The organism is Ensifer sp. ENS11 (genome assembly GCF_014851895.1).
Lineage (GTDB): Bacteria > Pseudomonadota > Alphaproteobacteria > Rhizobiales > Rhizobiaceae > Ensifer > Ensifer canadensis.
In genome coordinates this window covers 87,430-112,600 of the sequence record NZ_JACVAN010000017.1, presented here as the reverse complement: position 1 = coordinate 112,600, position 25,171 = coordinate 87,430, and the positions used below count along the sequence as shown (strand labels likewise).

Genomic DNA, 25,171 nt, shown 5'->3' with positions numbered 1-25,171 from the left:
GCTTGACGTTTTATCTTTCGGACAACTCGCCACTGGCCATTCGCCTAACCCTGCAGGCTTGGGTTCCGTCGGCGGGCTCCGGGGCTTTCTGGTCCTTGCTTAGCAGTGCAATGGACCGTCCGGCACGGTTTCCCAAACAACAGGCGACATTTTGATCCTCTTGCGGAACTGTCGCCCCAACACGACATAGCATATAGTATGGTGCCACAGAGATGAAAGAGGCCGAGGGGACTGCGTCGTGCTTTTTTCCTGCCTATAGGAGAAAATCATGCGCCGATCACCCAAAACCGCGAAAAATCAGCCGGATCGCGTCAAATGATGGATGACATTTACAACAATCGTATTCTCGACTTCGCCGGCAATATCCCGCGTATCGGGGTTCTGGAAAATGCCGATGCCGAAGCGGTTGCGCATTCGAAGCTTTGCGGCTCGAAGGTCCGGATCTGGCTGAAGATGGACGGCGACGTGGTCACGGATTTTGCCCATGACGTCAAGGCTTGCGCGCTCGGGCAGGCATCGTCGTCGATCATGGCTCGTCATGTCGTCGGCGCGCAGGCGAGCGAAATCCGAAAGGCCCGCGACGAGATGCTGGCGATGCTGAAGGCCGACGGGGAAGGTCCCTCTGGCCGTTTCGAGGACATGCGGTTCCTGAAGCCGGTGAAGGACTACAAGGCCCGGCACGCCTCGACCATGCTCACTTTCGATGCTGTCGTCGATGCGATCGGCCAGATCGAGGCCAGGCGTCTGGCGACGGCCGTCTGAGCCATGTGCCGGGATCCGCATTGCGAACATCCGCCCATGGCTGGCTCTGAGTCTGCGGGCGGCGGGCGCAACTGGTCCGGTCCTTTCCGCAGGACGCCGGGGCGCCTGCTTGGCATGGCCTTCATCCGTGCCTATCAGTTGACCCTTTCCAGTTTCATCGGCAATGCCTGCCGGCATCTGCCGACCTGTTCGGAATATGGCTATGAGGCAGTCGCACGCCACGGCCTGTGGGCCGGTGGTTGGATGACGCTTTTTCGCGTCGCGCGTTGTGGCCCGGGCGGAACCCATGGGTTCGACCCGGTGCCGGAGCGCCTGAAGGGCAGGCATCATTGGTATGCGCCGTGGCGCTACTGGCAGCCGCGGCCAAAGGGCGGATGAACGCGATGACGATCCCGATGGAATATCGGCAGGCTTCGGTCGATTTCGACCGCTTCATCACCGATGCCCGCGATATCTCAGGGCTCCAGACGACGAACCAGGCCTATACGATGGTTCAGGCCGTGCTGCAGACCTTTCGTCGTCGCCTGGATGTCGAGGATGCGATCCTGTTTGCCGACGTGCTGCCGCCGGTTCTAAGAGCGATCTTTATCGCCGAGTGGGATCTCGAAGAACCCACGAGCCCGTTTTCGGGAAGGACGGCTATGACGCTCGAAGTGCAAGCGCTGCGTGGAGACCACAATATTTCGCCGGATACGGCAATTGCCGATGTGGCGGCAGCCTTGCGGAAGAACGTCGACGAAGCGAAGCTCGATCGCGTATTGGCCCATTTGCCGGCCGGTGCCGCCGACTACTGGCGTGCATGAGCCAAGGAGTTCCCTGCGTGAACAGCTACGTCGCGCTGCTCTATAGTATCGTGCTCAGCGAAGGGCGGCGCGTTGTGATGGGTGATCTGAAAGCCATGGCCGAGCGGCTCGGTCACCGGTCACCGCGCACACTCGCCGCCACGGGCAACCTGTTGTTCGAAACGGACAGGGTTGCCGTCGGAGAGCTGGAGGCGGCGCTCGAGACGGCATTCGCCGAGACGTTCGGCCGGCAGGTCGACATCATCGTTCGTCCTGGTTCCGATTGGCTGAGGCTTGCCGCAGCCAATCCGTTTCGCGTTGAAGGCGAGGAGAACGGCACCCGCGTCCATGTTCGCGTGATGCGCGAGCCGCTTTCCGGCGCCGTGCCTTCGGATTTCGAACGCTATTGCACTGCCGGCGAGCGTCTGGCGGTCGTCGATGGCGACCTTTGGGTTCATTTCACCGGCCAGGCAAGCGAATCGAAACTGCTCGGCGCCTTGACCAAAAAACGTCTCGGCATCGGCACGTTCCGCAACTGGAACACGGTTAAGGGCCTCGCCGCGATGCTTCGTGCATCCTGCATGTTTCCTTAAATCCTATTCGATTTAAGGATAAAAACATGCAGCCATTCAAAGTGCTACAGCGACCTTTGCGCGTCTGATAAGACGCGCGGCGCTGTAGGCTGTCCTTGCCTTTACTCCGTTTCGAAAAACCTCTATCAGGCCTGCGTCAAATAGCCGGCGGAAGCCGGTCAGTCATACCACACCATACCACCCGCATTCGTTGGCGGGACTGGATAGGAGATCATGATGTCGAATCCCGTTTCCCTTACATTTCCTGATGGCTCCGTCCGCGAATACGCCCCGGGCACGACCGGGCGCGATGTCGCCGAGTCGATTTCGAAGTCGCTGGCCAAGAAGGCCGTCGCCATCGCGCTCGATGGCGAGCTGCGCGACTTGTCCGATACCATCGCCGATGGCCGCATCGAAATCGTCACCCGCGACGACAAGCGTTCGCTTGAGCTGATCCGCCACGATGCGGCGCACGTGATGGCGGAAGCCGTGCAGGAGCTGTGGCCGGGCACGCAGGTGACCATCGGACCGGTGATCGACAACGGCTTCTACTACGACTTTGCCAAGAACGAGCCCTTCACGCCCGACGACCTGCCGGTCATCGAGAAGCGCATGAAGGAGATCATCGCTCGCAACAAGCCGTTCACCAGGGAAGTCTGGCCGCGCGAAAAGGCACGCCAGGTCTTCGCCGACAAGGGCGAGGCCTACAAGGTAGAGCTGGTCGATGCGATCCCGGAGGGCCAGGATCTCAAGATCTACTATCAGGGCGACTGGTTCGACCTTTGCCGCGGCCCGCACATGGCCTCGACCGGCCAGATCGGTACGGCATTCAAGCTGATGAAGGTTGCCGGAGCCTATTGGCGCGGCGACAGCAACAACCCGATGCTGACCCGCATCTACGGCACGGCCTGGCATACCCAGGAAGAGCTTGACCAGTACCTGCATATCCTGGCCGAAGCGGAAAAGCGCGACCATCGCCGCCTCGGACGCGAGATGGATCTCTTCCATTTCCAGGAAGAGGGTCCGGGCGTCGTCTTCTGGCACGGCAAGGGTTGGCGTCTGTTCCAGACGCTGACGGCCTATATGCGCCGCCGGCTCGCCAACACCTATCAGGAAGTCAACGCGCCGCAGGTGCTCGACAAGTCGCTGTGGGAAACGTCCGGTCACTGGGGTTGGTACCGCGACAACATGTTCAAGGTGACGGTCGCCGGCGACGACACCGATGACGAGCGGGTCTTCGCGCTGAAGCCGATGAACTGCCCGGGTCATATCCAGATCTTCAAGCATGGCCTGAAGTCATACCGCGAACTGCCGGTGCGGTTGGCCGAATTCGGCAACGTCCATCGTTACGAGCCATCCGGTGCGCTGCACGGGCTGATGCGCGTGCGCGGGTTCACCCAGGATGATGCCCACGTCTTCTGCACCGACGAGCAGATGGCGGCCGAGTGCCTGCGCATCAACGATCTGATCCTTTCGGTCTACGAGGACTTCGGCTTCAAGGAAGTCGTCGTCAAGCTGTCGACCCGTCCGGATAAGCGCGTCGGTTCCGACGAGCTCTGGGATCGCGCCGAAAGCGTCATGACCGACGTGCTGAAGACGATCGAGGCGCAGTCCGAAGGCCGCATCAGGACCGGCATCCTGCCGGGCGAGGGCGCCTTCTACGGTCCGAAGTTCGAATATACACTGAAGGACGCGATCGGCCGCGAATGGCAGTGCGGCACGACACAGGTCGACTTCAACCTGCCGGAGCGCTTTGGCGCCTTCTATATCGACAAGGATTCCGAGAAGCGTCAGCCGGTGATGATCCACCGGGCGATCTGCGGTTCGATGGAACGCTTCCTCGGTATTCTGATCGAAAACTTCGCCGGCCACATGCCGCTGTGGATCTCGCCGCTGCAGGTCGTCGTCGCGACAATTACTTCCGAGGCAGACGACTATGGTCGCGAGGTCGCGGAGCTTCTGCGTGATGCCGGACTTACGGTCGAGACCGACTTCCGCAACGAGAAGATCAACTACAAGGTCCGTGAGCATTCGGTGACCAAGGTTCCGGTCATCGTCGTTTGCGGCAAGCGCGAGGCGGAAGAGCGTTCGGTCAACATCCGGCGTCTCGGCTCGCAGGCCCAGACGGCGATGTCGCTCGACGAGGCGATCGCTTCGCTCTCGGCTGAGGCCACGGCGCCTGATCTCAAGCGCAAGGCTGAAAAGAAAGCCCGGGGTTAACACCCCGGGACCTTCGCTCTGTCAGCAAACTGTCATATTAGCGGAATATCCGGATGCTACAGCGCCGCGCGTCTTATCAGACGCGCAAAGGTCGCCGTCGTACTTCGAGTTGCTGCATGTTCCTATCCTTAAACCGGGTACGATTTAAGGAAGCATGCAGGAGGCCATCCATCGGAGACTTCCGTGCAGTTCAAAGAGCTGTCTTACGCAAATGAAAATGACCGGCGCCTGAAGCGCTGGTTCATCCGCTCCATGGAGGGCCTGGCGGGTCGCAACCGATACGTCAAGCTTTACGCGCGTTGGCAATCCGACGTCGTCGGCAAGAGCGACCGGATCTTCGGCGAGATGCTGAAGCTGATCGATGTCCGCCTGCGGCTTCAGGGCGAATGGCCGCCTCGGCACCTGCCGGACACCCCCCTGGTTATCGTTGCCAATCATCCCTTCGGCATCGGCGATGGCATTGCCGTTCTGGCGCTTGCCGAGCAACTCGGCAGGCCGTTTCGGGTGCTGATCAACAACGAGCTGTTGAAGGTGCCGGAGATGGCGCCCTATTCGCTGCCGGTGTCCTTCGAGGAGACGAAGGAGGCCTTGGCGCTGAACATGGCGACGCGCCACGAAGCGGTGCGATTGCTGAAGGACGGCGTGACGATCGTGATCTTCCCGGCCGGCGGCGTAGCAACGGCGCGCTCGGGCTGGGGCAGGGCCGAGGATCTGCCGTGGAAGATCTTTCCGGCCAAGTTGATACAGGCCGCGCGCGCGAACGTCATACCGATCTATTTCGAGGGGCAGAACGGCCGCATCTTCCATCTCGCCAGCAAGGTCTCGCTGACGCTCAGGATCTCTCTCCTGATCCGCGAATTCCGAAGGCTGTCGGGCACGACGATCGCGGCCCGCATCGGGCATATCCTCACCTGGGAAGAGCTTTGCTTGCATGCTGACCGCAAGGATCTGCTCGGTCGCATCTACGAGGCGGTCTTTTCGATGGCACCGCCGCGTCGCCGTTTCCTCAAGCGTGCCGGCTGACGTAGCGTCAGGCGTGCCTGCCGCACGGTCAGCCTGGCGGCGTCAGATCAATCCTGTGCTTCCGCGGCTGCTTCCGGGCTTGCGGCCGCGCCGCCATTGGTCAGCAGCACTTCGATATCGGTGTTGACGCCGGCCTTCACCGTGAAATCGCGCTGGTAGATCTTGTTCTTGTTTCTTGCGACAGCCGTATAGTTGCCCTCGAGAAGAACCAGCGTCGGGAACGCCCCTTCCTCCTGGTCGACGATGTCGCCGGCCGAAGTCAGGATCGACCAGCCGGTGTCGGCGATGGCTTCGCCGCCCGGCTCGGAGACCAGCTTCAGCGTCAGCTTCGCAGCCTTGTGCTGGATCGTCGCTTCGGTCAGCTTGCCGGCTTCCACCTGGATGTCGGCCGTGATCACCGCATTTGTCGTGCCGTAGTTGGAGCTGACATGATAGGTGCCGGCGCCGAGGCGAAGGACGGTGCTGGGCTTCACGTCGGCGGCAATCAAGGCCCGTTCGCCATCGCTCTGCGTTTCGGACGAATAGATGGAGAAGCTGAGTTCGCCCGGCGGGATGCGCACATCGCTGCCTGAGACCGCATTCAACGTCATGCCGCCAGCATCAAGGACCAGTACCTGCTTGTCGAGCACGCCGTCTTCCGGGATGCGGATCTTGCGCGTCGCGGCCGCACGGCCAAATGCGACGTTGACGAAATACTCGCCCGGCACCAGGCTGAAGGCCGTCGATCCGCCTTCGGACGTCGCCAGCAGCGGCAGCTTGCCGTCGCTTCCGGGGATCGGGCTGAACACGCGCCAGGCCAGGCCGGCCTCGACGGGCTGACCCTTGCCGGTCAGAAGCGCCTCGAGTTTCACGTCCTTCAGTGTGCCGCCCTGTGTCGGGTCGCTGGTCAGCGGACTGAAGCCGGTCAGCTTCTGCGTCTTGCCGGTGGTGGAAATGGAGGGAAAGCTCTCGAAGGCCTCCGTGGCGTCCTGCGCCAGGACGCTGCCGGCGGTGATGCTTGCGAGTGCGACCGCCAAACCGGTTCTGATGAAAATACGAGGGCAGGTGCGCATGAGAGCAGTTGACTTCCTGACTGGGTGACTCCACTTGAGACGCCGGTATGGCATTTTCGTGGCTGCCGGTCGGCGGCAAAATAGTGGAATTCACCCAATATGAAAACCGAAATAAAGCTCGTTGACTATCTCGCGTCCCGCCGGTCCATTCCCGCTTTTCAGATGGGTGAACCAGGACCCGGTAGAGCTGAAGTCGAGGAAATGCTGAAGCTCGCCTCGCGTGTGCCGGATCACGGCAAGCTCGCTCCGTGGCGGTTCATCGTTTACCGCGGCGAAGAGCGGGCGCGCATCAGCGCCGAACTGAAGACAATGGCACTCGCCAAGAAGCCCGATCTGTCTGACGAGATGATCAAGGTCGAGGAGACGCGGATGACGCGGGCTCCGGTCGTCGTTGCGGTCGTCAGCAAGGCAGCCCCGCATTTCAAGATCCCGGAATGGGAGCAGCAGATGTCGGCCGGTGCCGTTTGCCTCAACCTGCTTATGGCGGCCAATGCGCTCGGCTATGCCTCCAATTGGCTGACCGAATGGTACGCCTTCGACGAAGCTGCCTATCCGTTGCTCGGCGTTGAGCCGGGCGAGAAGATCGCCGGCTTTATCCACATCGGCACCGCTACGGTCCCGCCAACGGAGCGTCCACGCCCGGAACTGGCCGAGATCGTCACCTGGGTCGGAGAAGACGCCTGATGTTCTACGACACGGCCGCAAACAGGCATGGCCTGCCGCATGATCCGTTCAAGGCCATCGTCTCGCCGCGGCCGATCGGCTGGATCGGCACGCGCGCCACGGACGGCTCGCTGAATATCGCGCCCTATTCCTTTTTCAATGCGATCAGCGACCGGCCGAAACTCGTGATGTTTTCGTCGAGCGGCTACAAGGATTCGGTGCGCAACATCGAGGCCACCGGCGAATTCACCGCCAGCTTCGCCAGCCGGAATCTGAGCGAGGCGGTCAACAAGACCTCGATTGCAGCTCCCCATGGCGAGAGCGAGTTTACGATAGCCGGGTTGACGCCGGTTGACGGGACGTTGGTCAAGGCGCCGTTCGTGGGCGAGGCCTATGCGGCGCTGGAGTGCCGGATGACCGAGATGTTCCAGCCAAAGGGGCTCGATGGCGAGCCCTCGGACAATTACGTCGTTATCGGCCAGGTGGTCGGCATCCACATTCGCGACGAGGCGATCCGCGACGGTCGTTTCGACATGGCGACGGTCCGCCCGCTCGCCCGCCTCGGCTACATGGATTACTGCGACGGCGGCGACGTCTTCCAGATGGTGCGTCCCACGCGCTGAGGCGTGGGTAGTCGGAGGAAGCGTCAGCCGCCTGTATCCAGCCATGCCGCTTGCTCCGGCGAGCGGCAGACCACGGAAGAAAAGCCATTGGCGCGGCTGGCAGCGAAGGCGCGCCGGACGGCCTTTTCAGTCACTGCCGTTTGCGGCAGCATTTCGTAACAGCCAAGACCCGCTTCATGGGCGCGAAGAGCAGCAGCGGCGCGCCCGGCGGCGATTGGTGCGACCAGAACCTCATCCTGCGGCTCCTTCGATGGTCTGCAGCCGATAGCCGCCGCCAGCGCAGAGGCATCGAAAATAATTCCTTCGAGACGCGGCGAGCTTTCGCCAAGGGAGTAGGGCGAAAGTACGCTTTCGGGGACCGAGCCATATTCGGCAAGGATAGCGACCTGCTGCAGGCGATTGCCTACGTTCGCCTCCGCGACGCGCAGCATGACATCGAGCCTCTGCACATCTGCGCGGCTCCGGCATCCGGAAAGCAGGACGCCGCTAATGTCGTTGCGAAGAAGCGAGGCCATGTCCTCCGCTGCCAGGCGGTTGATTGGAGCGATCCGTGCGAAGACACGGCAGGCACCGCGCGCGACTGCCACCAGCTGAGCTAGTGCATCGTCACCAAAACCGAGATCGACAATAATGCCATCGAAAGCGTTGAGATCGACGGACGTCGGTAGCGGCGCGCCGGCGCTCTGAAACAGCAGTGGTTTCATGGTTTTGAAGCGGTTAACGGACATGGTGAACCAATCTTAAACCTTTGCCGGCTAGGCTTCCAACATCAGGTGGCTTTGGGTGTCTAGTGGGGCGTCGGTGATCATACAAGCATTTCTTCGCTGGGTGGAGACGGCGAGAACGGGCGATCGTGCCCGCGCTGCCCGGGCCCTCGGTCGCGCCTATGTCGACGCGCAGATGAACGGTATTGATCGTCAGGCTGCCGAAATGGCAATGACCTTTCTGCTCGACGATCCCTCTCCGAAGGTACGTTCGGCTCTGGCCGAAGTGCTCGCGCCATCCTCCGATATTCCTCGTGCCATCATTCTCGGGCTTGCCGAAGACCAGCCGGAAATCGCCTACATCGTCATTTCCCGCTCGCCTGTTCTGACCGACGAGGACCTTGTCGATCTTGCAGCCCGGGGCTCGGTCGAGACACGGGCGCTGATTGCGGCCCGCGCATTCGTGTCACGTTCCGTCTCAGCCGCTATCGCTGAAATCGGCGGCGAAGAAGAAATGCTGATCCTGCTTGAAAATGGCGGTGCCCAGCTGCCGCGCCGGTCGTTGAAGCGGATCGCTGAGCGTCTCGGCTATTCCGCTGCCATCCGCGATCTGCTGCTGGACCGCGCCGACTTGCCAAGCGATGCCCGGCACGCGCTCGTCGAAGAGGTGGGGGCAGCTCTCGCCGCCTTCGGTCTGGTTCAGATGGCGATCGGAAAGACGCGGGTAGAGCGGATCACGCGCGAGGCCTGCGACGTCGCAGCGGTCGGCATGGCCGGCGCTTTGGCTGTGGATGAATTGCCTGACTTCGTCGCTCATCTGCGCGGGACCGGTCGCCTGACGCCGGCGTTCCTGTTGCATGCACTTGTCACCGGTCGGGCGGAGTTTTTCTCGGCAGCCATCGTCGATCTCTCTGGCGTCACGGAAAAGCGCGTTCGCTCGATCCTCTCGAGCGGCCGCATCCATTCCATTCGCGCCCTGTTCGAGAGCGCCGGCCTTGGGCGTGACGTCAGCGAAGCGTTCGCTGAGGCGGTCCTGCTCTGGCGCAAGGACGGCACGACCGGCACGGACGATTGTCGCGCCTCCGTCTGTGCCGCGCTGCTCGCAAGCTTGCACGGTCAAAGGGCGCCTTCGCCGGCCTGCAATGCAATGGCGGAAATTCTCGAGCGTCTGGCCTTTGCCGAGCAACGGCAGTCTGCCCGCGACTATGCCCAATTGGCCGCGCGCCAGGCCGCCTGACGTCAATTCGCCGAAAGGTCAGCCAGCCGTGCTGGCCGCCAAACCACGAGCGCCGAAAGCCTGATGAATGACCCCGCCTGATTGCGTCAGTCGGTGAACCGCCGCGCCACCCAGGAATAACCGTCCTCGATGTAGTGAACCGGCTTGCTGACCAGGGTCTTCAGCTTCTCACGGTCGGGAACGGCGCCGGAGAGAAACGCAAGGGCGCGCTTTGGCAGGGTCGGTTGCACCTCTGCTGCCTGCGGCGCCGGCGTCTCGGGCTGCGGAAGCGGAGCGACGACCTCCGGCTGCGGATCATTGGTGGCGAAGCCGGGGCCGGAACTCTCGCAGACGGCGACGACCACGGGATAGTTGGCATTGGAAAAGCGCGGCAACTGTTTCTGCGAATCCGTATCGCATTGGGCGATCGAGGGCCATGTCCCGTCGACCGTCGAGATATATTGGCACTGGCTGACGTCGTGGTCACAGCCAAGGATGGTCATAACGATCAGGGTGGCTTTCATGGTCTGGCTGTATCCATCTGGGCGCCGGTTGCACGACTTCTGCCTGTGTGATTCTTCCGGAATTAGGGCAATGGCCTGAACGCGCAGAAACAATTTGTTTCGCCGCGTCATTCGGATTGATGGGCAGGTCTGGTCCTTGCGCAATTTGACGTATTGGGTGCCGACCTACAGGCCGTTAGTTTCGCTTCAGAACCGCAAACGAACCAAGCCATTGCCGAGGATAAAAATTGCCTGACGTCACGATCGCCGAAGAGTTACCACGCCAGCCGGAAATCCTGCGCCTTCTGGAAATGTCGGACGCCTATGCCGCATTGCTCTATCCTGCGGAAAGCAACCACCTTGTCGATGTGCCGACGCTGGAGAAGCCAAGCGTATCCTTCTTCGTCGCGCGTTTTGATGGAGTTGTCGTCGGTTGCTGCGCGCTGGTCGAAGCCGGCGATGGTTCGGCGGAGATCAACCGCATGTTCGTCGACCCGCAGGCGCGGGGACTGAAGGTCGGAAAGCGTTTGTTGCAGACAGTCGAGCGGCACGGCGAGAACTGCGGTCTTGATATCATCCGGCTTGAAACCGGTATTCACCAGCCGGAAGCAATCGGGCTCTACAGGAGCGCCGGATATGTCGAGCGCCCGCCTTTCGGCAACTACCAGCCGGATCCGCTGAGCCTGTTCATGGAGAAGGCGCTGCGCACACCTGCAGATCTCGATCGATAGTCGGAGCGGCGTCTTTGAAGGCGCCTCGCAAATGGGCAACGCCCGTCGTTTCGGGCGTGCCATTATCGGCTTCACCCACGGTGCCTATCTGCTTGTAAACACATAGGCACCGCGACGTCTCGGTCGATCAGATATCGAGATTATCCGCGAACACGGCGCGTTCCTGGATGAACCGGAAGCGTGCGTCGGCCTTGGTGCCCATCAGGCTGTCGACGGCTTCGCGCGTGCCTTCGAAATCGACGTCGTCGATTTGGACCTTGAGCAGCGTGCGGAACTTCGGATCCATTGTCGTTTCCTTGAGCTGCGCCGGCAGCATCTCGCCGAGACCTTTGAACCGGCCGACTTCGACCTTGCCGCGGCCGTTGAATTCGGTGCGCATCAGCTCTTCGCGATGGGCGTCGTCGCGGGCATAGAGCGTCTTCGAGCCCTGGCTCAGGCGGTAGAGCGGGGGTACGGCGAGATAGAGGTGGCCGCCGCGGATGAGCTCCGGCATCTCCTGGTAGAAGAAGGTGATCAGCAGCGAGGCGATGTGCGCGCCGTCGACGTCGGCGTCGGTCATGACGACGATGCGTTCGTAGCGCAGGTCCTCTTCCCGGTATTTGCTGCGAGTACCGCAGCCGAGCGCCTGGATCAGGTCGCCGATCTGCTGGTTGGCGCCCTGCTTTTCCCGACCGGCGCTGGCGACGTTGAGGATCTTGCCGCGAAGCGGCAGGATGGCCTGGTTCGCGCGGTTACGCGCCTGCTTGGCCGAGCCGCCAGCCGAATCCCCTTCGACGATGAAAAGTTCCGCACCTTCGGCTGTGTTCTGCGAGCAGTCGGCAAGCTTGCCGGGCAGGCGCAGCTTGCGCACCGCGGTCTTGCGGTTGACTTCCTTTTCCTTGCGGCGGCGGACGCGCTCGTCGGCGCGCTCGATCACCCATTCAAGCAGTTTTGCCGCCTCGGCCGGGTTGTCGGCAAGATAATGATCGAAAGGATCGCGCAGGGCGTTTTCGACGATGCGCTGTGCTTCGACGGTTGCCAGCTTGTCCTTCGTCTGGCCGACGAATTCCGGCTCGCGAATGAAGACCGAGAGCATGCCAGCGGCTGAAATCATCACGTCATCGGTGGTGATAATGGCGGCGCGCTTGTTCTGCGTCAGCTCGGCGTAATTCTTCAGACCCTTTGTGAGCGCGATGCGGAAACCTGCCTCGTGCGTCCCGCCTTCAGGCGTCGGAATGGTGTTGCAATAGGAATGGACTTGCTGGTCGCCACCATACCAGGTGACGGCCCATTCGAGCGATCCGTGGCCGTTCGACTTCTCGGACTTGCCGGCAAAGATCTCGCGGGTAACCGTGAACTCCTTTCCGAGCGTTGCGGCAAGATAGTCCTTCAGGCCGCCGGGGAAGTGGAACACCGCCCGGTCCGGTATCTCGGAGCCTTCCGGCAGCAGCGACGGATCACACGACCAGCGGATTTCGACGCCGCCGAAGAGATAGGCCTTCGAGCGTGCCATGCGGAACAGGCGCGCCGGCTCGAAGCGGGCATGCGGTCCGAAAATCTGCGGATCGGGATGAAACCGAACCCGCGTTCCGCGTCGGTTGTGGACGTCACCTAGCTCCTCCAGGCCACCCTGCGGCACGCCGCGCGAAAAGCGCTGGCGATAGAGCTTGCGATTTCTGGCAACCTCGACTTCGAGATCGTCCGACAGCGCGTTGACGACGGAGACGCCGACGCCGTGCAGACCGCCGGAAGTTTCATAGGCCTTGCCGTCGAACTTGCCGCCGGCATGCAGAACCGTCATGACGACTTCGAGCGTCGATTTGCCCGGGAATTTGGGATGGTTTTCGACCGGAATGCCGCGGCCGTTGTCGGTTACCGACAGATAGCCGTCGGCGTCGAGATGGACTTCGATGAAGTTGGCGTGCCCCGCCACCGCTTCGTCCATCGAGTTGTCGATGACTTCGGCGAAGAGATGGTGCAACGCCTTTTCATCGGTGCCGCCGATATACATGCCCGGACGCCGACGGACAGGCTCCAGCCCCTCCAGCACCTCGATCGCCGAAGCATCATAGTCGCCGCTGTCGCTGCCTTTGGGAGCAGGGCGCGGTTCTTCACGCGGAGCCGGCGCCGTTCGCGCAACAGGCGCGGCGTCTGCCACGACGGGCTTCGGTTGTTCGGGTATTGCGGAGAAGAGGTCGCTGTTGTCGTCCATGGGGCGTCTAGATCATTCCTGTCGTGCGGAGGTGCTGAAGGCCATAGCAAGACCTCGGTCTTGTCGCCATCCCCAGTCATTCGAATCACCCGAATTCTGCCAGACTCTTGCCGATTGTGCGAACAAAAGGAGAATGGCCGCGCCGGATGCCTGCAAAATAAAGCCTCTGCGTCGGCGTTTGTTACCAACTGTTGCTTTGCTGTCGGGCCGATGGCAAGGCTTTGCCGCGAACCAGGGAGCCCTTCGTTGTCCGTGTCCACAGCTGATTTTTGCTTTCGCCGGCTTGCCGCCATTTTTCTGTCCGTCGGCCTTTTTGCAAGCTCGATCGTTTGCGCCGAGGCGCAGGTGCTTAAGCCCTACAAGGACGATCTGTTTTCATACGGCAAGGTGCTGGAGGAGAGCGAGGGCGGTGACTACCGCGTCGTCGACTATCAGGAACTGCGCGATATCAATGAACGCGACGAAATTCCGGAGCGGCGCGTCAAACGCGCCTTCGTCTCGTTGGGTGTCAAAGGCGAGCAGGTCAACGAGACGCTCGATGTTGGCGGGCGCTCGCTCGACGTGACGCGCGTCGGTCGGGAGCGCGGCGCAGCATTCACCGTGATTTTCATCCATGGACGCGGGGGAGACCGGCGCCTCGGCGCCAATGATTTCTCCTTCGGCGGCAACTTCAATCGCCTGAAGAACCTCGCTGTCGCCAATGGGGGCGTTTATTACGCGCCGAGCGTGCGGTCCTTCGATGCGGCCGGGGCCGCGGACGTTGCAGGCCTGGTCAAACTTGCCGCCGAGCGCTCCGGCGGGAGACCTGTCGTGCTGGCCTGTGCCTCCATGGGCAGTTTCATTTGCTGGGGTGTGTCTCGTGACGCGGGCGCTGTGGCAGCGCTTGGCGGCATGATGATCATGGGCGGCGCTGCCGATCCTGATTTTACCAAGAGCGCCGCCTACAAGGCGAAATTGCCGATGTTCTTCAGCCATGGCAGCCGAGATAGTGTCTATCCGGCAGCGAGCCAGAAGGCGCTGTACAGCGCGTTGAAAGGGCAGGGCTATCCGGCCCGCTTCGTGCTCTTTGAGACCGGATCGCATGGAACGCCGGTCCGTATGACCGATTGGCGCGACGCCTTGAACTGGATCGGCAGCCGCTGACGGACATCGCTCGCGGCTCGGCATTTGTTAACCAGAACGGCAATTTCCGGGTGTAGGCGCGCTGCTTATTTCCACCTTTGAAAGTGATCGGCGCGATTATCCCCGGCAGATATTGCTGGGGTAGATTTCATGAATGCGCATATCGAAACACGGCAAATTCCGTTGTGTGTCGACTTGGATGGCACCTTACTGGCTGCCGACACACTGTGGGAAGGTGCTGCGATCATCGTTTTGCGCAATCCGCTGATGCTCTTCCCGATGCTCATGTGGCTATCGCAGGGCAAGGCGCGTCTGAAACATGAGGTTGCCTTGCGCTCCGGACGAATGGCGGCGGACTGGCCGTATCGCCAGGCCGTCCTTGCTCGATTGGCCGCCGAAAAGGCCCAAGGACGCGACATCGTGCTGGTTACCGGTGCTGCACCTTCCGTCGCGCGAGAGGTCGAAGCGCATATCGGGCTCTTTTCTTCGATCATGCATTCGTCGGAGGCACTCAATCTGACCAGCAGCCGAAAGCGTGATGCGTTGGTGGAACGGTTCGGCGAAGGTGGCTTCGACTATATGGGCAACAGCCGCGACGACATCGCGGTCTTCGAGGCGTCGCGCCGGGCAATCGTCGTGGCACCCGATGCGGCGGCTGAGAAATGGCGTCGTAGTCACGATGCCGAGAAACTCGACACCGGCAAAGTGAGCATGCTTGCGCCGCTGAAGTCGATCCGCGTCCATCAGTGGGCGAAGAACGTGCTGATCGGCGTGCCGATGATCCTCAATCATGAGGTGCTGCATCTGGATGCGCTGGTGAGTGTTGCCATCGCATTCTTTGCGTTCAGCTTCCTGGCCTCCGCCGTCTACGTCATCAACGACCTCTCCGATCTGGCGAACGACCGGCGCCACGCGAAGAAGCGCAACCGGCCGCTTGCCAGCGGCCAGATGTCGGTGCCGACGGCATTGGTGCTGGTCGTCTGCCTGACCCTGGCCTCGGTTTCGCTGACCTTTCTCCTTCCGTGGAAGTTTGCTGGCGTGCTGGCGTTTTATGCCTGTGCTACGACGGCCTACACCTTTGTGCTCAAGCGCAAGCTTCTCGTCGACGTGTTCACGCTTGCCGGCCTCTACACGACCCGTATCGTTGCCGGTGCGGCGGCGACCGGAACGGAACTTTCCTTCTGGCTGGTGTCGTTCGCGATCTTCTTTTTCCTCAGCCTGGCTCTGGTGAAGCGCTACGTCGAACTGCATGAATTCGACAACAAGGACGGCGGTGCCGTTCCCGGGCGCGGCTATCTCGCGGTCGATTTCGAGATGGTCGGGCAGGCAGGCGTGGCCTCAGCCTTCACTTCCGCTCTGGTGCTTGCGCTTTACGTGCACAGCAAGGAACTGCAGGAAATGTACACGACGCCGTGGGCATTGTGGCCGCTTTGCCCGCTGGTGCTTTATATGCTCCTTCGGATCTGGATGCTGGCGCGCCGTGGCATGCTGCACGAGGATCCGGTGGTCTTCATCATGCGCGATTGGCGCAGCCAGCTGACCATGCTGATCGGGGCGTTACTTATTCTTTTCGGAGCCGTCGGGCCGCAATGAACACACAAGACTACGAAAGTTGGGGCCGGCTCGACCGTCGGCCACGACAGGGCATTTCACCCGACGACTACGAAGATCGCATCGGCAATATCGAGCCCGATGCCTTCCTGCCGTTCGGCAACGGCCGCAGCTACGGCGACAGCTGCCATAACGATCGCGGCATGCTGATCGACAACCGTCGACACGCGCGCATAATCGCCTTCGATCCGGGCACAGGGATGATGACCTGCGAAGCCGGCGTTACCCTTGGCGACGTTTTGGCCCGCGCCATTCCGCACCGCTTCTTTCTTCCCGTGACACCAGGTACGGCTTTTGTCACCGTTGGCGGCGCGCTTGCCAACGATGTCCACGGCAAGAACCACCATGCCCGCGGTACCTTCGGCAATCATGTGACTGGCTTTACGCTCCTGCGTTCCAATGGCGAGCACCTGGCCTGCACTCCGGCGGAGAACCAGGAGCTGTTTTCCGCCACGATCGGCGGAATGGGGCTCACCGGCTTGATCCTGACCGTCAGTCTTCGCCTCACCAAGGTGCCGTCGCCGCATGTGCAGCAGCACGCGATCCGCTTCGATAATCTCGACGAATACTTTGGTCTCGTCGATCGCGTCGACGAAGAACACGAATACTCAGTCGCCTGGATCGACCAGCTTGCAACGGGACGGCGTATGGGCCGTGGGGTTCTGCTGGCCGGCGACCATGCCGATGGCTCTTGCGAGCTTCCCGATATGCCGAAAGGCATGAAGCTCTCGGTGCCGTTTTCGCCACCGTTCAACCTGCTCAATTCAGCGACGCTCAAGGCCTTCAACGAATACTATTTCCGCAAGCAGAAACCGGGCGAGGCCGTGTCGACGGTGCCGTGGACTTCCTATTTCTATCCGCTCGACGCCATCGGCGCGTGGAACAGGCTGTACGGCCCCAAAGGTCTGTATCAGCACCAGAGCGTCTATCCCGCCGAGAATGCGCGGGAGATCACCGCGACGCTGATGGAGACCGCGCGCCGTGCCGGACACGCATCGTTCCTGACCGTCTTGAAGCGCTTCGGGGACGTCGCCTCCCGCGGGCTCCTATCGTTTCCGCGGCCTGGTTTTACTTTGACGCTCGACTTCGCCAATCAAGGTGAACGGACGGTTAAGCTGCTGGACAGGCTGGATGCAATCGTTGTCGAAGCCGGGGGCGCGATCAATCCTTACAAGGATGCGCGTATGAGCCCGCAAGTCTTTGAAAAATCTTTCACTTCCTGGAGGGAGCTTGAGGCTTTGCGCGATCCAGCGCTGACGTCGAACTTCTGGCGCCGCACGGCGCTGGCTTTGCCAAAGTGAGAATGCCGACAATTTTATTAAATTAAACACGCGAACTTCACTGAATATGCGTCTCTCGCGTGTAGGTACTTCCCCGGGACTGGGGGTAAAACTATGAAATATATTCCATTCATTCTCTTCACTGTGCTGACCAATGCGGCGGCACAGTTGATGCTGAAACAGGGCATGATGTCACTCGGGCCGATCTCGATGACGGCAGAGACGGCGATTGTTCGCCTGTTCCAGATCGTTTTCAATCCATGGGTCTTCGCGGGTCTCGCGACCTTTGTCATCTCGATGGCATCGCATCTCTATGTGCTGTCGAAGGTAGAGCTTTCCTTCGCCTATCCGTTCCTGAGCCTGGCCTATGTGGCGGTTGCGATCTTCGCCTACTTCGTCTTCCGCGAGGACCTCAATGCCTGGCGCATCGCCGGCATCGCGCTCATCTGCGTTGGAACGGTTCTGATCGCCCAGTCGGGCATGTCATCCCATGGCGACGAAAAGTCGATCGATACGGCTGGTGCAAGAACAGCAGATTTCGGGAGCAAGTCATGAAGCATATTATCTTTGGTGGCGACGGTTTCGTCGGCCGGCATCTGGCGCAGCGCCTCGTTCAAGATGGCGAGGAGGTCGTGGTCGCCGATATCGTCAAGTCCGATCTGCCGCACTACAACCGTGCCCGCTTCGTCCATTGCGATGTGACGCAGATGAGCGATGTGCTGAAGGTCGGTATCGGCCCTGACGACATGGTCTACAACATGGCGGCCAAGATGCTGTCACCGTTGCAGATCCGTTCGAAGCGCTGGGATTTCTTCTGGCCGGTCAACTACTACGGTGCCGAGAACATCATGAAGGCCATGGGCGCAGCCAATGCGTCGCGTCTCGTTCAGTTCACCACGGACATGATCTACGGCCACACGGTGCAGTCGCCGCAGACCGAGGACCATCCGGCAAAGCCGCTCGGCGAATACGGAAAATCGAAGTGGGCAACGGAGCAACTTGCCGCTCAATGGCGCAAGCAGGGCATGAACATCTCGATCTTCCGCCCACGCCTGATCATCGGACCCGGCCGCCTCGGTATCCTCGAAAAACTGTTCAAGCTGATCGACATGAACCTGCCGGTGCCGATGATCGGTTCGGGCAGGGTACCGTACCAGTTCATCTCGGTGTTCGACTGCGCCGAAGCGGCGCGGCTCGCCTGGAAGGGTGGCGTGCCCAACGAGGCCTACAACCTCGGCTCGGATAGTCCTCCTTCGGTGCGTGAGCTTCTCGGCAACCTGATCAAGCACGCCGATTCAAAGTCCTTCCTGCTGCCGACGCCTGGCTTCGCAGTGAAGCAGACACTGGCGCTGTTCGATCTGATCAACAAGCCGATCATGGATCCGGAGCAGTACCTGATTGCCGACGAACTTTGCGTCCGTGAAACGGGCAAGCTGAAGCATCAGCTCGGCTGGCGGCCGGAGTTCAACGATGGCGACATGCTGATTGCCGCCTATGACGAGTATCGGGCCAAGAAATCCGGCGCTGCCATGCAAAACGCCGCAGCCGTACCGGCCGAGTGAGGGGAATGACAATGCTGGATAGACCGAACCGCACAGGCGTCTCGGCGCCGTCGATCGAAGGCGGGGTCGCAAGGCCAAATCTGATCACGGTCGAGCAGGCGAAAGCCATGTCGATCGGGGACATCACGACCGCCTTCAAGGACCATCTCAACCCTGGTCAGCTTCACTTCATGAAGCTGCTCGGCTTTCACAAGGTGAAGATCGAAAGCGCCGAGGGCATGTACTACACCGATCAGAACGGTCGGAAGATTCTCGACTTCTTCGGCGGCTTCGGTTCGCTGGCCTTCGGCCACAACCATCCGCGTATTCTCGAAGCACGCCAGAAGTTCCAGGACGAGAAGCGCCACGAAATTGCGATCGCCTTCATGTCGCAATATGCATCGGCGCTCGCCAAGAACATTGCCGCCTGCTCGCCTGCTGATCTCGACATGGTCTTCCTCGGTTCCTCCGGTTCCGAGGCGATGGAGGCAGCCGTCAAGCTCGCCGAGCGCGCCGCCGGCCCGAAGCGTCCGAAGGTCGTCTACGCGGAAAATTCCTTCCATGGGAAAACCAAGGGCGTGCTTGCCATTACCGACGGCCAGCTTTACCGCGCCGAGTTTAGGGTTGCCGACAACACGGTCCGCGTTCCCTTCGCCGATATCCAAGCCGTCGAGAACGCCTTCAAGTCCGATCCCGAAATCGGCGTGATCGTGCTCGAGACGATCCAGGGCGGCGGTGGCATCATCCAGGCGCCGGCCGAGTACTGGCAGCAGCTGCGTGCGCTCTGCGATCGCTATGGCGTCCTGTGGGTCGCTGATGAAGTGCAGTGCGGTTATGGCCGTTCGGGTCGCTTCTATGCTTTCGAGCATTATGGCGTCATTCCTGACGTCACCGCGCTCGCCAAGTCGCTCGGTGCCGGCAAGGCGGCGGTTGGCGCAATGATCGCCCGCCGCGACGTCTACATGAAGGCTTATGGCACATCGAAGACGGCGATGATCCACGCCATGGCGACCTTCGGTGGCATGGGCGAAGCCTGCGTCACCGCGATCGAGGGCATCAATGTGCTCTACGACGATCATCTGATCGATCGCGCCGCTGACAGCGGCGACTATCTGCTTGAACGCCTGCAGGCGCTGAAGGAAAAATATCCGAAGATCATCAAGGACGTACGCGGCAAGGGACTGATGGTTGGCCTGGAGTTCCAGGATTTCAGCCAGACGTTGCCGATGGTTCTGCGTCCGGTCGTTTCCGTGTTGGATGACAAGCTGAAGGGCTCGCTCTCTGGCTTCATCGGTGCGTTGCTTCTGCGCGACTACGACGTGCTGGTTGCCTTTACCGAATACAATCGCAATGTCATCCGGCTCGAGCCGCCGCTGATCTGCGAGCGCGCGCACGTCGACCAGTTCATCGCGGCACTGGATGAGCTTCTTGGCCGCGGCATCGTGCATATCGTCAAGGATTTCCTCGGTAGCCAGATCGGCGGCTGAGCGGAAACCCAAAAATACCTCGAAGGGCAGGAGCTTAGTGCTTCTGCCCTTTTATGTTCATGTCGAATTCGACGACATTGGAATAGATCGGCGTGCCGACGTCCATGCCGTAGGGTGAGCGAAAGATGCTGCCGCGGATTATGAAGGAGATCGACCGGCTGTTCCAGTCCATCAGCTTGACGGAGAACCGTTCCTTCCGCGCTTTGCCGCGCGCCGTCAACGTGCCTTCGACGGCGGCCGTGTCCGGGCCGGTCTGCTTGACGCTGGTCGAGCGGAAGGTGACGGTGCGATAGGTCGCGCTGTCGAAGACCGCACTCGACTTCAGGAAATCTTCGACGCGGCTTTCTCCCGTCTCGACACTTTCCGGGTAGAGGGTGAACTCGACCGACGAACGGGCGATGTTATTGCCATCGATACGGAAATTGCCGGAGAACTTGCCGAAGTCGCCGATGATGCCGCCGCCACCGACTTGCGCAACGGAGAAATGCACACGTGACGCACCGGTGATGCCGTAGCTGCCGGCAGCGTCCGAGAGTTGCGGCGCACTGGCACTTGTGGCGCTTGGTCCGAACGTCGTGGCAAGCACGACGCCAAGTGCCAATGCTGTTGGCGTTGCCTTCGATTGCTGCTTGATCATGGTTCACTTCCTCTTGGCAATGACCTGACTGCCCTTGGTCTTTTCGACCTCGCCGCGCCGCAGCAGTCGCGTCGGCAGCATGCGAACCAGAACTTCGTCGCGGCGCACCATGTGATGGTAGAGCGCGGCCATCGCGTGGAGCGCGACAAGAGCCAGCGTCGCGTAGGCGAGGATTGCGTGGGTCGACGTCCAGAAGCTCTCGGCTGCTTCCGATTTCGCCATCGGCAGATGCGAGATGACGAACCAGTCGAAATAGAAGCTTGGAATGTTCAGCGTCGAGGTCGACGCAACCGCCCAACCGGCAAGGGGCACGGCTATGGTCAGGCCGATCAGGATTGCATGCGTGGTCCGGGCCGCGCGTCGTTCGAGCACGGAAAGGCCTGAAGGCGCCTGTGGTTGCCTATCGAGCACATGCCAGACGGCGCGTAGCGCGGCGAGGGCAAGCACGGTGAAGCCGAAGGATTTGTGCCATTGGTAGAGCGAGAACTGCAGGGCTGGATCCAGGGATAGCCTGCGCATGACAAAGCCGAGTGCCAGTAGGCCAAGGATCGACATGGCGATCAGCCAATGGAGGATGATCGTCACCCAGCCGAATGTAGACTTGCTGTTTTGCAGCATGGCACGCTCCTGCGGCATTCGGACGAAATATTCGCCTTCGTCACCCGGATAAGACCCGTTGGCCCCATCTTTTATTCTCCGACGATACCGTAAATTCGCAGGCCGATCCTGTTGATACAGTCGAAAGATATCTCATCTGCTCCGCGCAGGGCAGTCGACGGGCTGGTCTGATGGTTGCAGATCCAACGTATTGCGGAACATGAGACATGACGCAGAATAGCGCGACGACCGAGATGATCCCACTTGAAAACGTGGTGTTGAAACATGCCAACGCCGGCATCGCGCTGGGGGCGGAGCATCGGTTCGCAGAATCGCTCGAGCAATGCGGCGCAACTGGCGGACGCGAACTTCGAGGGGGAAGACCTCTATTATTGGGTCAAAGGCGGTTACGGTGCCGCGCTCCACGATGTCAGGCTTCACCGCGAGAGCATCGCTGTTTCGAAACTCGTTCGCGAATGGACGCTTTCACTGCGCCAGCCGCTCGGGTCGATGACCATCGCCCGCTCCTATCTGGCGCTCGGTGAGGCTGAGCATGCCTATCCCCATATCCAGGACGTCCAACGGCTGACGGGGGACGAGGTGTTCGACCTGTTCGACCGACAGCACGTGGCTGATATCCGCAAGGCACTTGCGGCAAAGGCGTAATACCAACCTGCGCTGATATTGACCGATTGCGCCGGAGCGATTTTGGTTTCCGGCAAGGAGATAACCGCAGCCGGACCGCGTGGTCCGGTGAGGATTGTCAACGCCATCAAGGGGCAAAAGTGCCCGGCCCTTCGGGCGGGCCGTCTGTCGCCCACTGGCAGCGTCGCAATCCTCGACCGATGCCAAGGCATCGCTCTCAGGTCCGCTCCTCGCCGGATGACCGCACACGGTCCCACGCAATAGGTCAATATCAGCGCAGGTTTGGTATAGGTCAGGATGCCCCGGTTATCTCCTGAAACGAGATGCCGAGATCGTCCGCGACGGCCTGCATCATCAGGCGGCGCACGGTTGTCGGCGATAGCAGCGGCATAGGCAGCACTGCCATGCTGGAAAGGCCAATTCCGAGACCGAGGATCCGCCAGGAGATCGTTTCTGCGAGCACGCCTGCACGGAATTCATCCGCCGCGACACCGTCCGCAATGATGCCGCAAAGCAGACGATGCCAGCCGGAAACGGCCCGGGCGTAAGCGCCGGCCAATTCTGGGTCGGCCTGGGCTGCCCGCCATGCCTCCGCCCAGAACCGCATACCGCTTTCCCGTGTATCGTCCGTGTGGTCACTGACGAAGAGCTTGAGCGCTGCCGTCGCACTGAGTGCAGGGCGCATCTCCACGAACTCGGCACGGGCCGCAGCCTCGTAATGCAGGAAGGCCGCACACTTGAGGTCGCTTGCCGTTTTGAAGTGATGGTGGATGATGCCGTTGGCCGCTCCCATTTCGGCTGCAACCCGACGTGTCGTCATCCCGTCGAAGCCGTCCTTCAGCATGACGGCGATGGCCGCCGCAATGATCGCCTCGCGCCGGGCGAGGCGGGTCATGTACACCATATTCAGTCTCCGGTTGTATGCGATTGACATAGCGCAGATTTGATCATATGTCCAATTTGAGCGTTGGCTCAAATCGTTGGCGGACGATCTAAAACCGCGGCCGGCCTTTTTGGCTTGGTCCTCGTTTTCATCCATTTGATTTTCAGGAGTCGCTTATGAGCGAACATGCATTGCCGTCTGATGCAGAAATTACCTTCCGCCGTATCTCCGCGCTTACCGTTTGCGAGGTCTGCGAGCTCAGCGAAACGCTGAGCGAAGGACAGCGCAATATGGTCGCCGACAACGGCACCTCGATTGCGGAAGCGCATTTCTCCGAGAATGCCTGGTTCCGCGCGATCTACGCCGAGGAGACGCTCGTCGGTTTCATCATGCTGCACCAGGGATCGGATTGGGACGACGGCATCGATTGCCCGGGCGTCTACCTCTGGCGCTTCATGATAGCCCGTCCATTTCAGGGCAAGGGCATCGGCAAGAAGGCGATCGAACTCGTCGTGCGCGACCTCAAGGCGCGTGGCATCCGCGAGCTCTACACCAGCTACGGACTGGGTGAGGCGAGCCCAGAAGGTTTCTACAAGGGGTTGGGCTTTGTTCTGACAGGCGATAGCTACGGCGAAGAGCCGGAGGCCGTGCTCAAGTTTGCGGCCTGAAAGAGGCATCACTGGCGGCGCTCGGCGGGTTGCCGCTCAGAATATCTTATAAGAGAGACATGCAAAACGACCAACACGAGGCCAATCGGCTCTCAGAAACGGTGATCCGGCCTTACCGCGCGGAAGATCGTGACCGGCTGGTGGCCATCTGGCTGTCCGCCTCGCGCATCGGGCATCCCTTTCTCGGCGAAGAGCGGCTGGTCACCCAGCTGCAGATCGTCCGCGACACGTACCTGCCGATGGCCGACAATTGGGTCGCAGAGGTCGGTGGGCATCCGGCGGGCTTCATCGGGCTGATCGACAATTTTGTCGGCGGGTTGTTCGTCGATCCCGAAGTCCATGGCGCCGGCATCGGCCGCGGACTGATCGAACACGCCGCGACGCGGCTCGGTCATCTCGACGTCAGCGTCTACGCCGACAACGCGAGCGCGGTCGAATTCTATCACCGTCGCGGCTTTGTCGTCACGGGCCGACAGGAGAGGGATGATGAAGGATTGCCTTTTGCGGTGATCCACATGGCTCGCACCGTCGCCCGCATATAGATCCTTAATTCGGAATCGATCCAAGGACGATATTATTCAGCAGGTTGAAAGCGTTACAGCATCCTTTGCGCGTCATACTTAACGCGCGGCGCTGCAATGCGAGAGACCACCGGCCGGGCCGATCGTTTTGGTCCTGCCGGAATATTCAGCGACGGATGCTTTCCTTTGCCGGCTGCATTTGCTAGGCCGCTTGCCGAGAAAATGACCTGACCCGGAGGAAATTTCATGACGCCTGACATCCGCCCGCTCGTCGCCGGAAACTGGAAGATGAACGGAACGCGCGCATCGTTCGATCAGATCAAGGCGATGGCCGAAGGGGTCAAGGGCGATCTGTCGAGCAAGGTCGAGACGCTGATCTGCCCGCCCGCGACGTTACTCTATGTTGCGACCGCGCTTTGCGACGATAGCCCGCTGATGATCGGCGCCCAGGATTGCCATCAGAAGCAGTCCGGCGCACATACCGGCGAAGTTTCTGCCGAAATGATCGCCGATTGCTTCGGCACCCATGTGATCGTCGGCCATTCCGAGCGACGCACCGACCATGCCGAGCATGACGGGTTGGTGCGCGCCAAGACGGACGCCGCCCACGCCGCCGAACTGGTCGCCATCGTCTGCATTGGCGAAACCGGTGACGAGCGACAGGTGGGCAAGACGCTCGACGTGCTCAAGCGTCAGCTTGCCGAAAGCCTGCCCGACAGCGCCACGGCGGAAAACACTGTCATTGCCTATGAGCCGGTCTGGGCGATCGGTACGGGTCTGACGCCGACGACTGCCGACGTCGAAGAGGCGCATGCCTTCATGCGCCAGGAACTGGTGTCGCGGTTCGGTGGTGCCGGCGGCAAGATGCGCATTCTCTACGGCGGTTCGGTCAAGCCGTCCAATGCCCGCGAATTGATGGGCGTTGCCAACGTCGATGGCGCGCTGATCGGTGGTGCGAGCTTGAAAGCCGAAGACTTTCTCGCCATCTACCGGGCTTATGAAGATTTGACGGCCTGATTGTCCGGCACAGGCCGGGCAGGGGGTTGGAATAGCGGACGGCTTGGTATAAAGAAGCGCGAAAATTGCGCCCGGGAAGCCCCGAGTCCGCGCAAGATTTGATTCGTTTGCCCAAAGGGC

At 60.9% G+C, this 25,171-nt stretch carries 27 protein-coding genes; 20 read left to right on the top strand and 7 right to left on the bottom strand.

Annotation, left to right across the window (positions count from 1 at the left end):
* Nucleotides 1–315: 315 nt before the first annotated feature.
* From IB264_RS25745 to IB264_RS25720, 6 genes are all read left to right on the top strand, one after another.
* Nucleotides 316–762 carry an iron-sulfur cluster assembly scaffold protein gene (locus IB264_RS25745; protein WP_025426727.1) on the top strand — a complete coding sequence of 149 codons (447 nt, stop codon included), beginning with the start codon at nucleotides 316–318 and terminating at the stop codon, nucleotides 760–762.
* 3 nt (nucleotides 763–765) lie between these two features.
* Complete coding sequence (yidD, locus tag IB264_RS25740) at nucleotides 766–1,140, top strand: membrane protein insertion efficiency factor YidD (RefSeq protein ID WP_025426728.1); 375 nt, start codon at nucleotides 766–768, stop codon at nucleotides 1,138–1,140.
* Nucleotides 1,137–1,565 carry a DUF2267 domain-containing protein gene (locus IB264_RS25735; protein ID WP_025426729.1) on the top strand — a complete coding sequence of 143 codons (429 nt, stop codon included), beginning with the start codon at nucleotides 1,137–1,139 and terminating at the stop codon, nucleotides 1,563–1,565. Before yidD ends, IB264_RS25735 begins: the two co-directional genes overlap by 4 nt.
* A 17-nt stretch (nucleotides 1,566–1,582) precedes the next feature.
* A complete protein-coding gene (locus tag IB264_RS25730) occupies nucleotides 1,583–2,137 on the top strand; it encodes a DUF1697 domain-containing protein (protein ID WP_025426730.1) in 555 nt (184 codons plus the stop codon).
* A gap of 216 nt (nucleotides 2,138–2,353) precedes the next feature.
* Nucleotides 2,354–4,336, top strand: a complete 1,983-nt coding sequence (gene thrS, locus IB264_RS25725; RefSeq protein ID WP_025426731.1) for a threonine--tRNA ligase — start codon at nucleotides 2,354–2,356, stop codon at nucleotides 4,334–4,336.
* Between the two features lie 183 nt (nucleotides 4,337–4,519).
* Nucleotides 4,520–5,359, top strand: coding sequence for a lysophospholipid acyltransferase family protein (locus IB264_RS25720; protein ID WP_025426732.1), 840 nt, complete (start codon nucleotides 4,520–4,522; stop codon nucleotides 5,357–5,359).
* A gap of 47 nt (nucleotides 5,360–5,406) precedes the next feature.
* Here IB264_RS25720 and IB264_RS25715 read toward each other — a convergent pair whose 3' ends face one another.
* A complete protein-coding gene (locus IB264_RS25715) occupies nucleotides 5,407–6,411 on the bottom strand; it encodes a hypothetical protein (protein WP_025426733.1) in 1,005 nt (334 codons plus the stop codon).
* A gap of 99 nt (nucleotides 6,412–6,510) precedes the next feature.
* On the opposite strand from IB264_RS25715, the gene IB264_RS25710 reads away from it, so the two are divergent.
* A complete protein-coding gene (locus tag IB264_RS25710; RefSeq protein WP_025426734.1) occupies nucleotides 6,511–7,095 on the top strand; it encodes a nitroreductase in 585 nt (194 codons plus the stop codon).
* Entirely contained in the window at nucleotides 7,095–7,697 is a 603-nt protein-coding gene (locus IB264_RS25705; protein ID WP_025426735.1) for a flavin reductase family protein, read from the top strand. Before IB264_RS25710 ends, IB264_RS25705 begins: the two co-directional genes overlap by 1 nt.
* A gap of 23 nt (nucleotides 7,698–7,720) precedes the next feature.
* Here the strand turns inward: IB264_RS25705 and IB264_RS25700 are convergent, their stop codons facing one another.
* Nucleotides 7,721–8,425: an aldolase/citrate lyase family protein gene (locus IB264_RS25700; RefSeq protein WP_025426736.1), complete on the bottom strand. Its 705-nt coding sequence runs from the start codon at nucleotides 8,423–8,425 to the stop codon at nucleotides 7,721–7,723.
* 73 nt (nucleotides 8,426–8,498) lie between these two features.
* On the opposite strand from IB264_RS25700, the gene IB264_RS25695 reads away from it, so the two are divergent.
* A complete protein-coding gene (locus IB264_RS25695; protein ID WP_025426737.1) occupies nucleotides 8,499–9,638 on the top strand; it encodes a DUF2336 domain-containing protein in 1,140 nt (379 codons plus the stop codon).
* 86 nt (nucleotides 9,639–9,724) lie between these two features.
* On the opposite strand, the gene IB264_RS25690 is transcribed toward IB264_RS25695, so the two are convergent.
* Nucleotides 9,725–10,141 carry a hypothetical protein gene (locus IB264_RS25690; RefSeq protein WP_025426738.1) on the bottom strand — a complete coding sequence of 139 codons (417 nt, stop codon included), beginning with the start codon at nucleotides 10,139–10,141 and terminating at the stop codon, nucleotides 9,725–9,727.
* Between the two features lie 227 nt (nucleotides 10,142–10,368).
* Between IB264_RS25690 and IB264_RS25685 the strand changes: the two genes are divergently transcribed.
* Entirely contained in the window at nucleotides 10,369–10,851 is a 483-nt protein-coding gene (locus tag IB264_RS25685) for a GNAT family N-acetyltransferase (protein ID WP_025426739.1), read from the top strand.
* 127 nt (nucleotides 10,852–10,978) lie between these two features.
* Here IB264_RS25685 and parE read toward each other — a convergent pair whose 3' ends face one another.
* Complete coding sequence (gene parE, locus IB264_RS25680; protein ID WP_025426740.1) at nucleotides 10,979–13,042, bottom strand: DNA topoisomerase IV subunit B; 2,064 nt, start codon at nucleotides 13,040–13,042, stop codon at nucleotides 10,979–10,981.
* Between the two features lie 210 nt (nucleotides 13,043–13,252).
* Between parE and IB264_RS25675 the strand changes: the two genes are divergently transcribed.
* The 6 genes from IB264_RS25675 to IB264_RS25650 all read left to right on the top strand — a co-directional run bounded on the left by IB264_RS25675 (nucleotide 13,253) and on the right by IB264_RS25650 (nucleotide 20,083).
* The gene (locus IB264_RS25675) at nucleotides 13,253–14,185 is read left to right on the top strand and encodes an alpha/beta hydrolase (protein ID WP_051509160.1); all 933 of its coding nucleotides are present in this window, start codon (nucleotides 13,253–13,255) and stop codon (nucleotides 14,183–14,185) included.
* 129 nt (nucleotides 14,186–14,314) lie between these two features.
* The gene (locus IB264_RS25670) at nucleotides 14,315–15,757 is read left to right on the top strand and encodes a UbiA family prenyltransferase (RefSeq protein WP_025426742.1); all 1,443 of its coding nucleotides are present in this window, start codon (nucleotides 14,315–14,317) and stop codon (nucleotides 15,755–15,757) included.
* Nucleotides 15,754–17,076 (top strand): FAD-binding oxidoreductase, encoded by a 1,323-nt coding sequence (locus tag IB264_RS25665; RefSeq protein WP_025426743.1) that lies wholly within the window; start codon nucleotides 15,754–15,756, stop codon nucleotides 17,074–17,076. Before IB264_RS25670 ends, IB264_RS25665 begins: the two co-directional genes overlap by 4 nt.
* A gap of 93 nt (nucleotides 17,077–17,169) precedes the next feature.
* Nucleotides 17,170–17,610 (top strand): transporter, encoded by a 441-nt coding sequence (locus tag IB264_RS25660; protein ID WP_025426744.1) that lies wholly within the window; start codon nucleotides 17,170–17,172, stop codon nucleotides 17,608–17,610.
* Nucleotides 17,607–18,617 (top strand): NAD(P)-dependent oxidoreductase, encoded by a 1,011-nt coding sequence (locus tag IB264_RS25655; protein ID WP_025426745.1) that lies wholly within the window; start codon nucleotides 17,607–17,609, stop codon nucleotides 18,615–18,617. The genes IB264_RS25660 and IB264_RS25655 overlap by 4 nt, the downstream gene beginning before the upstream one ends.
* Nucleotides 18,618–18,628: 11 nt before the next feature.
* Nucleotides 18,629–20,083 (top strand): aspartate aminotransferase family protein, encoded by a 1,455-nt coding sequence (locus tag IB264_RS25650; protein WP_373688495.1) that lies wholly within the window; start codon nucleotides 18,629–18,631, stop codon nucleotides 20,081–20,083.
* Nucleotides 20,084–20,117: 34 nt separating this feature from the next.
* On the opposite strand, the gene IB264_RS25645 is transcribed toward IB264_RS25650, so the two are convergent.
* Nucleotides 20,118–20,720 carry a YceI family protein gene (locus IB264_RS25645; protein ID WP_025426747.1) on the bottom strand — a complete coding sequence of 201 codons (603 nt, stop codon included), beginning with the start codon at nucleotides 20,718–20,720 and terminating at the stop codon, nucleotides 20,118–20,120.
* A gap of 3 nt (nucleotides 20,721–20,723) precedes the next feature.
* Nucleotides 20,724–21,338, bottom strand: a complete 615-nt coding sequence (locus IB264_RS25640) for a cytochrome b (protein ID WP_025426748.1) — start codon at nucleotides 21,336–21,338, stop codon at nucleotides 20,724–20,726.
* 264 nt (nucleotides 21,339–21,602) lie between these two features.
* On the opposite strand from IB264_RS25640, the gene IB264_RS25635 reads away from it, so the two are divergent.
* The gene (locus IB264_RS25635; protein ID WP_025426749.1) at nucleotides 21,603–21,983 is read left to right on the top strand and encodes a hypothetical protein; all 381 of its coding nucleotides are present in this window, start codon (nucleotides 21,603–21,605) and stop codon (nucleotides 21,981–21,983) included.
* 271 nt (nucleotides 21,984–22,254) lie between these two features.
* Here the strand turns inward: IB264_RS25635 and IB264_RS25630 are convergent, their stop codons facing one another.
* Entirely contained in the window at nucleotides 22,255–22,866 is a 612-nt protein-coding gene (locus tag IB264_RS25630; RefSeq protein WP_025426750.1) for a TetR family transcriptional regulator C-terminal domain-containing protein, read from the bottom strand.
* A gap of 155 nt (nucleotides 22,867–23,021) precedes the next feature.
* Between IB264_RS25630 and IB264_RS25625 the strand changes: the two genes are divergently transcribed.
* From IB264_RS25625 to tpiA, 3 genes are all read left to right on the top strand, one after another.
* Entirely contained in the window at nucleotides 23,022–23,513 is a 492-nt protein-coding gene (locus tag IB264_RS25625) for an N-acetyltransferase (RefSeq protein ID WP_025426751.1), read from the top strand.
* A gap of 59 nt (nucleotides 23,514–23,572) precedes the next feature.
* A complete protein-coding gene (locus IB264_RS25620; RefSeq protein ID WP_025426752.1) occupies nucleotides 23,573–24,055 on the top strand; it encodes a GNAT family N-acetyltransferase in 483 nt (160 codons plus the stop codon).
* 225 nt (nucleotides 24,056–24,280) lie between these two features.
* The gene (tpiA, locus tag IB264_RS25615) at nucleotides 24,281–25,051 is read left to right on the top strand and encodes a triose-phosphate isomerase (RefSeq protein WP_025426753.1); all 771 of its coding nucleotides are present in this window, start codon (nucleotides 24,281–24,283) and stop codon (nucleotides 25,049–25,051) included.
* Nucleotides 25,052–25,171 lie beyond the last annotated feature (120 nt).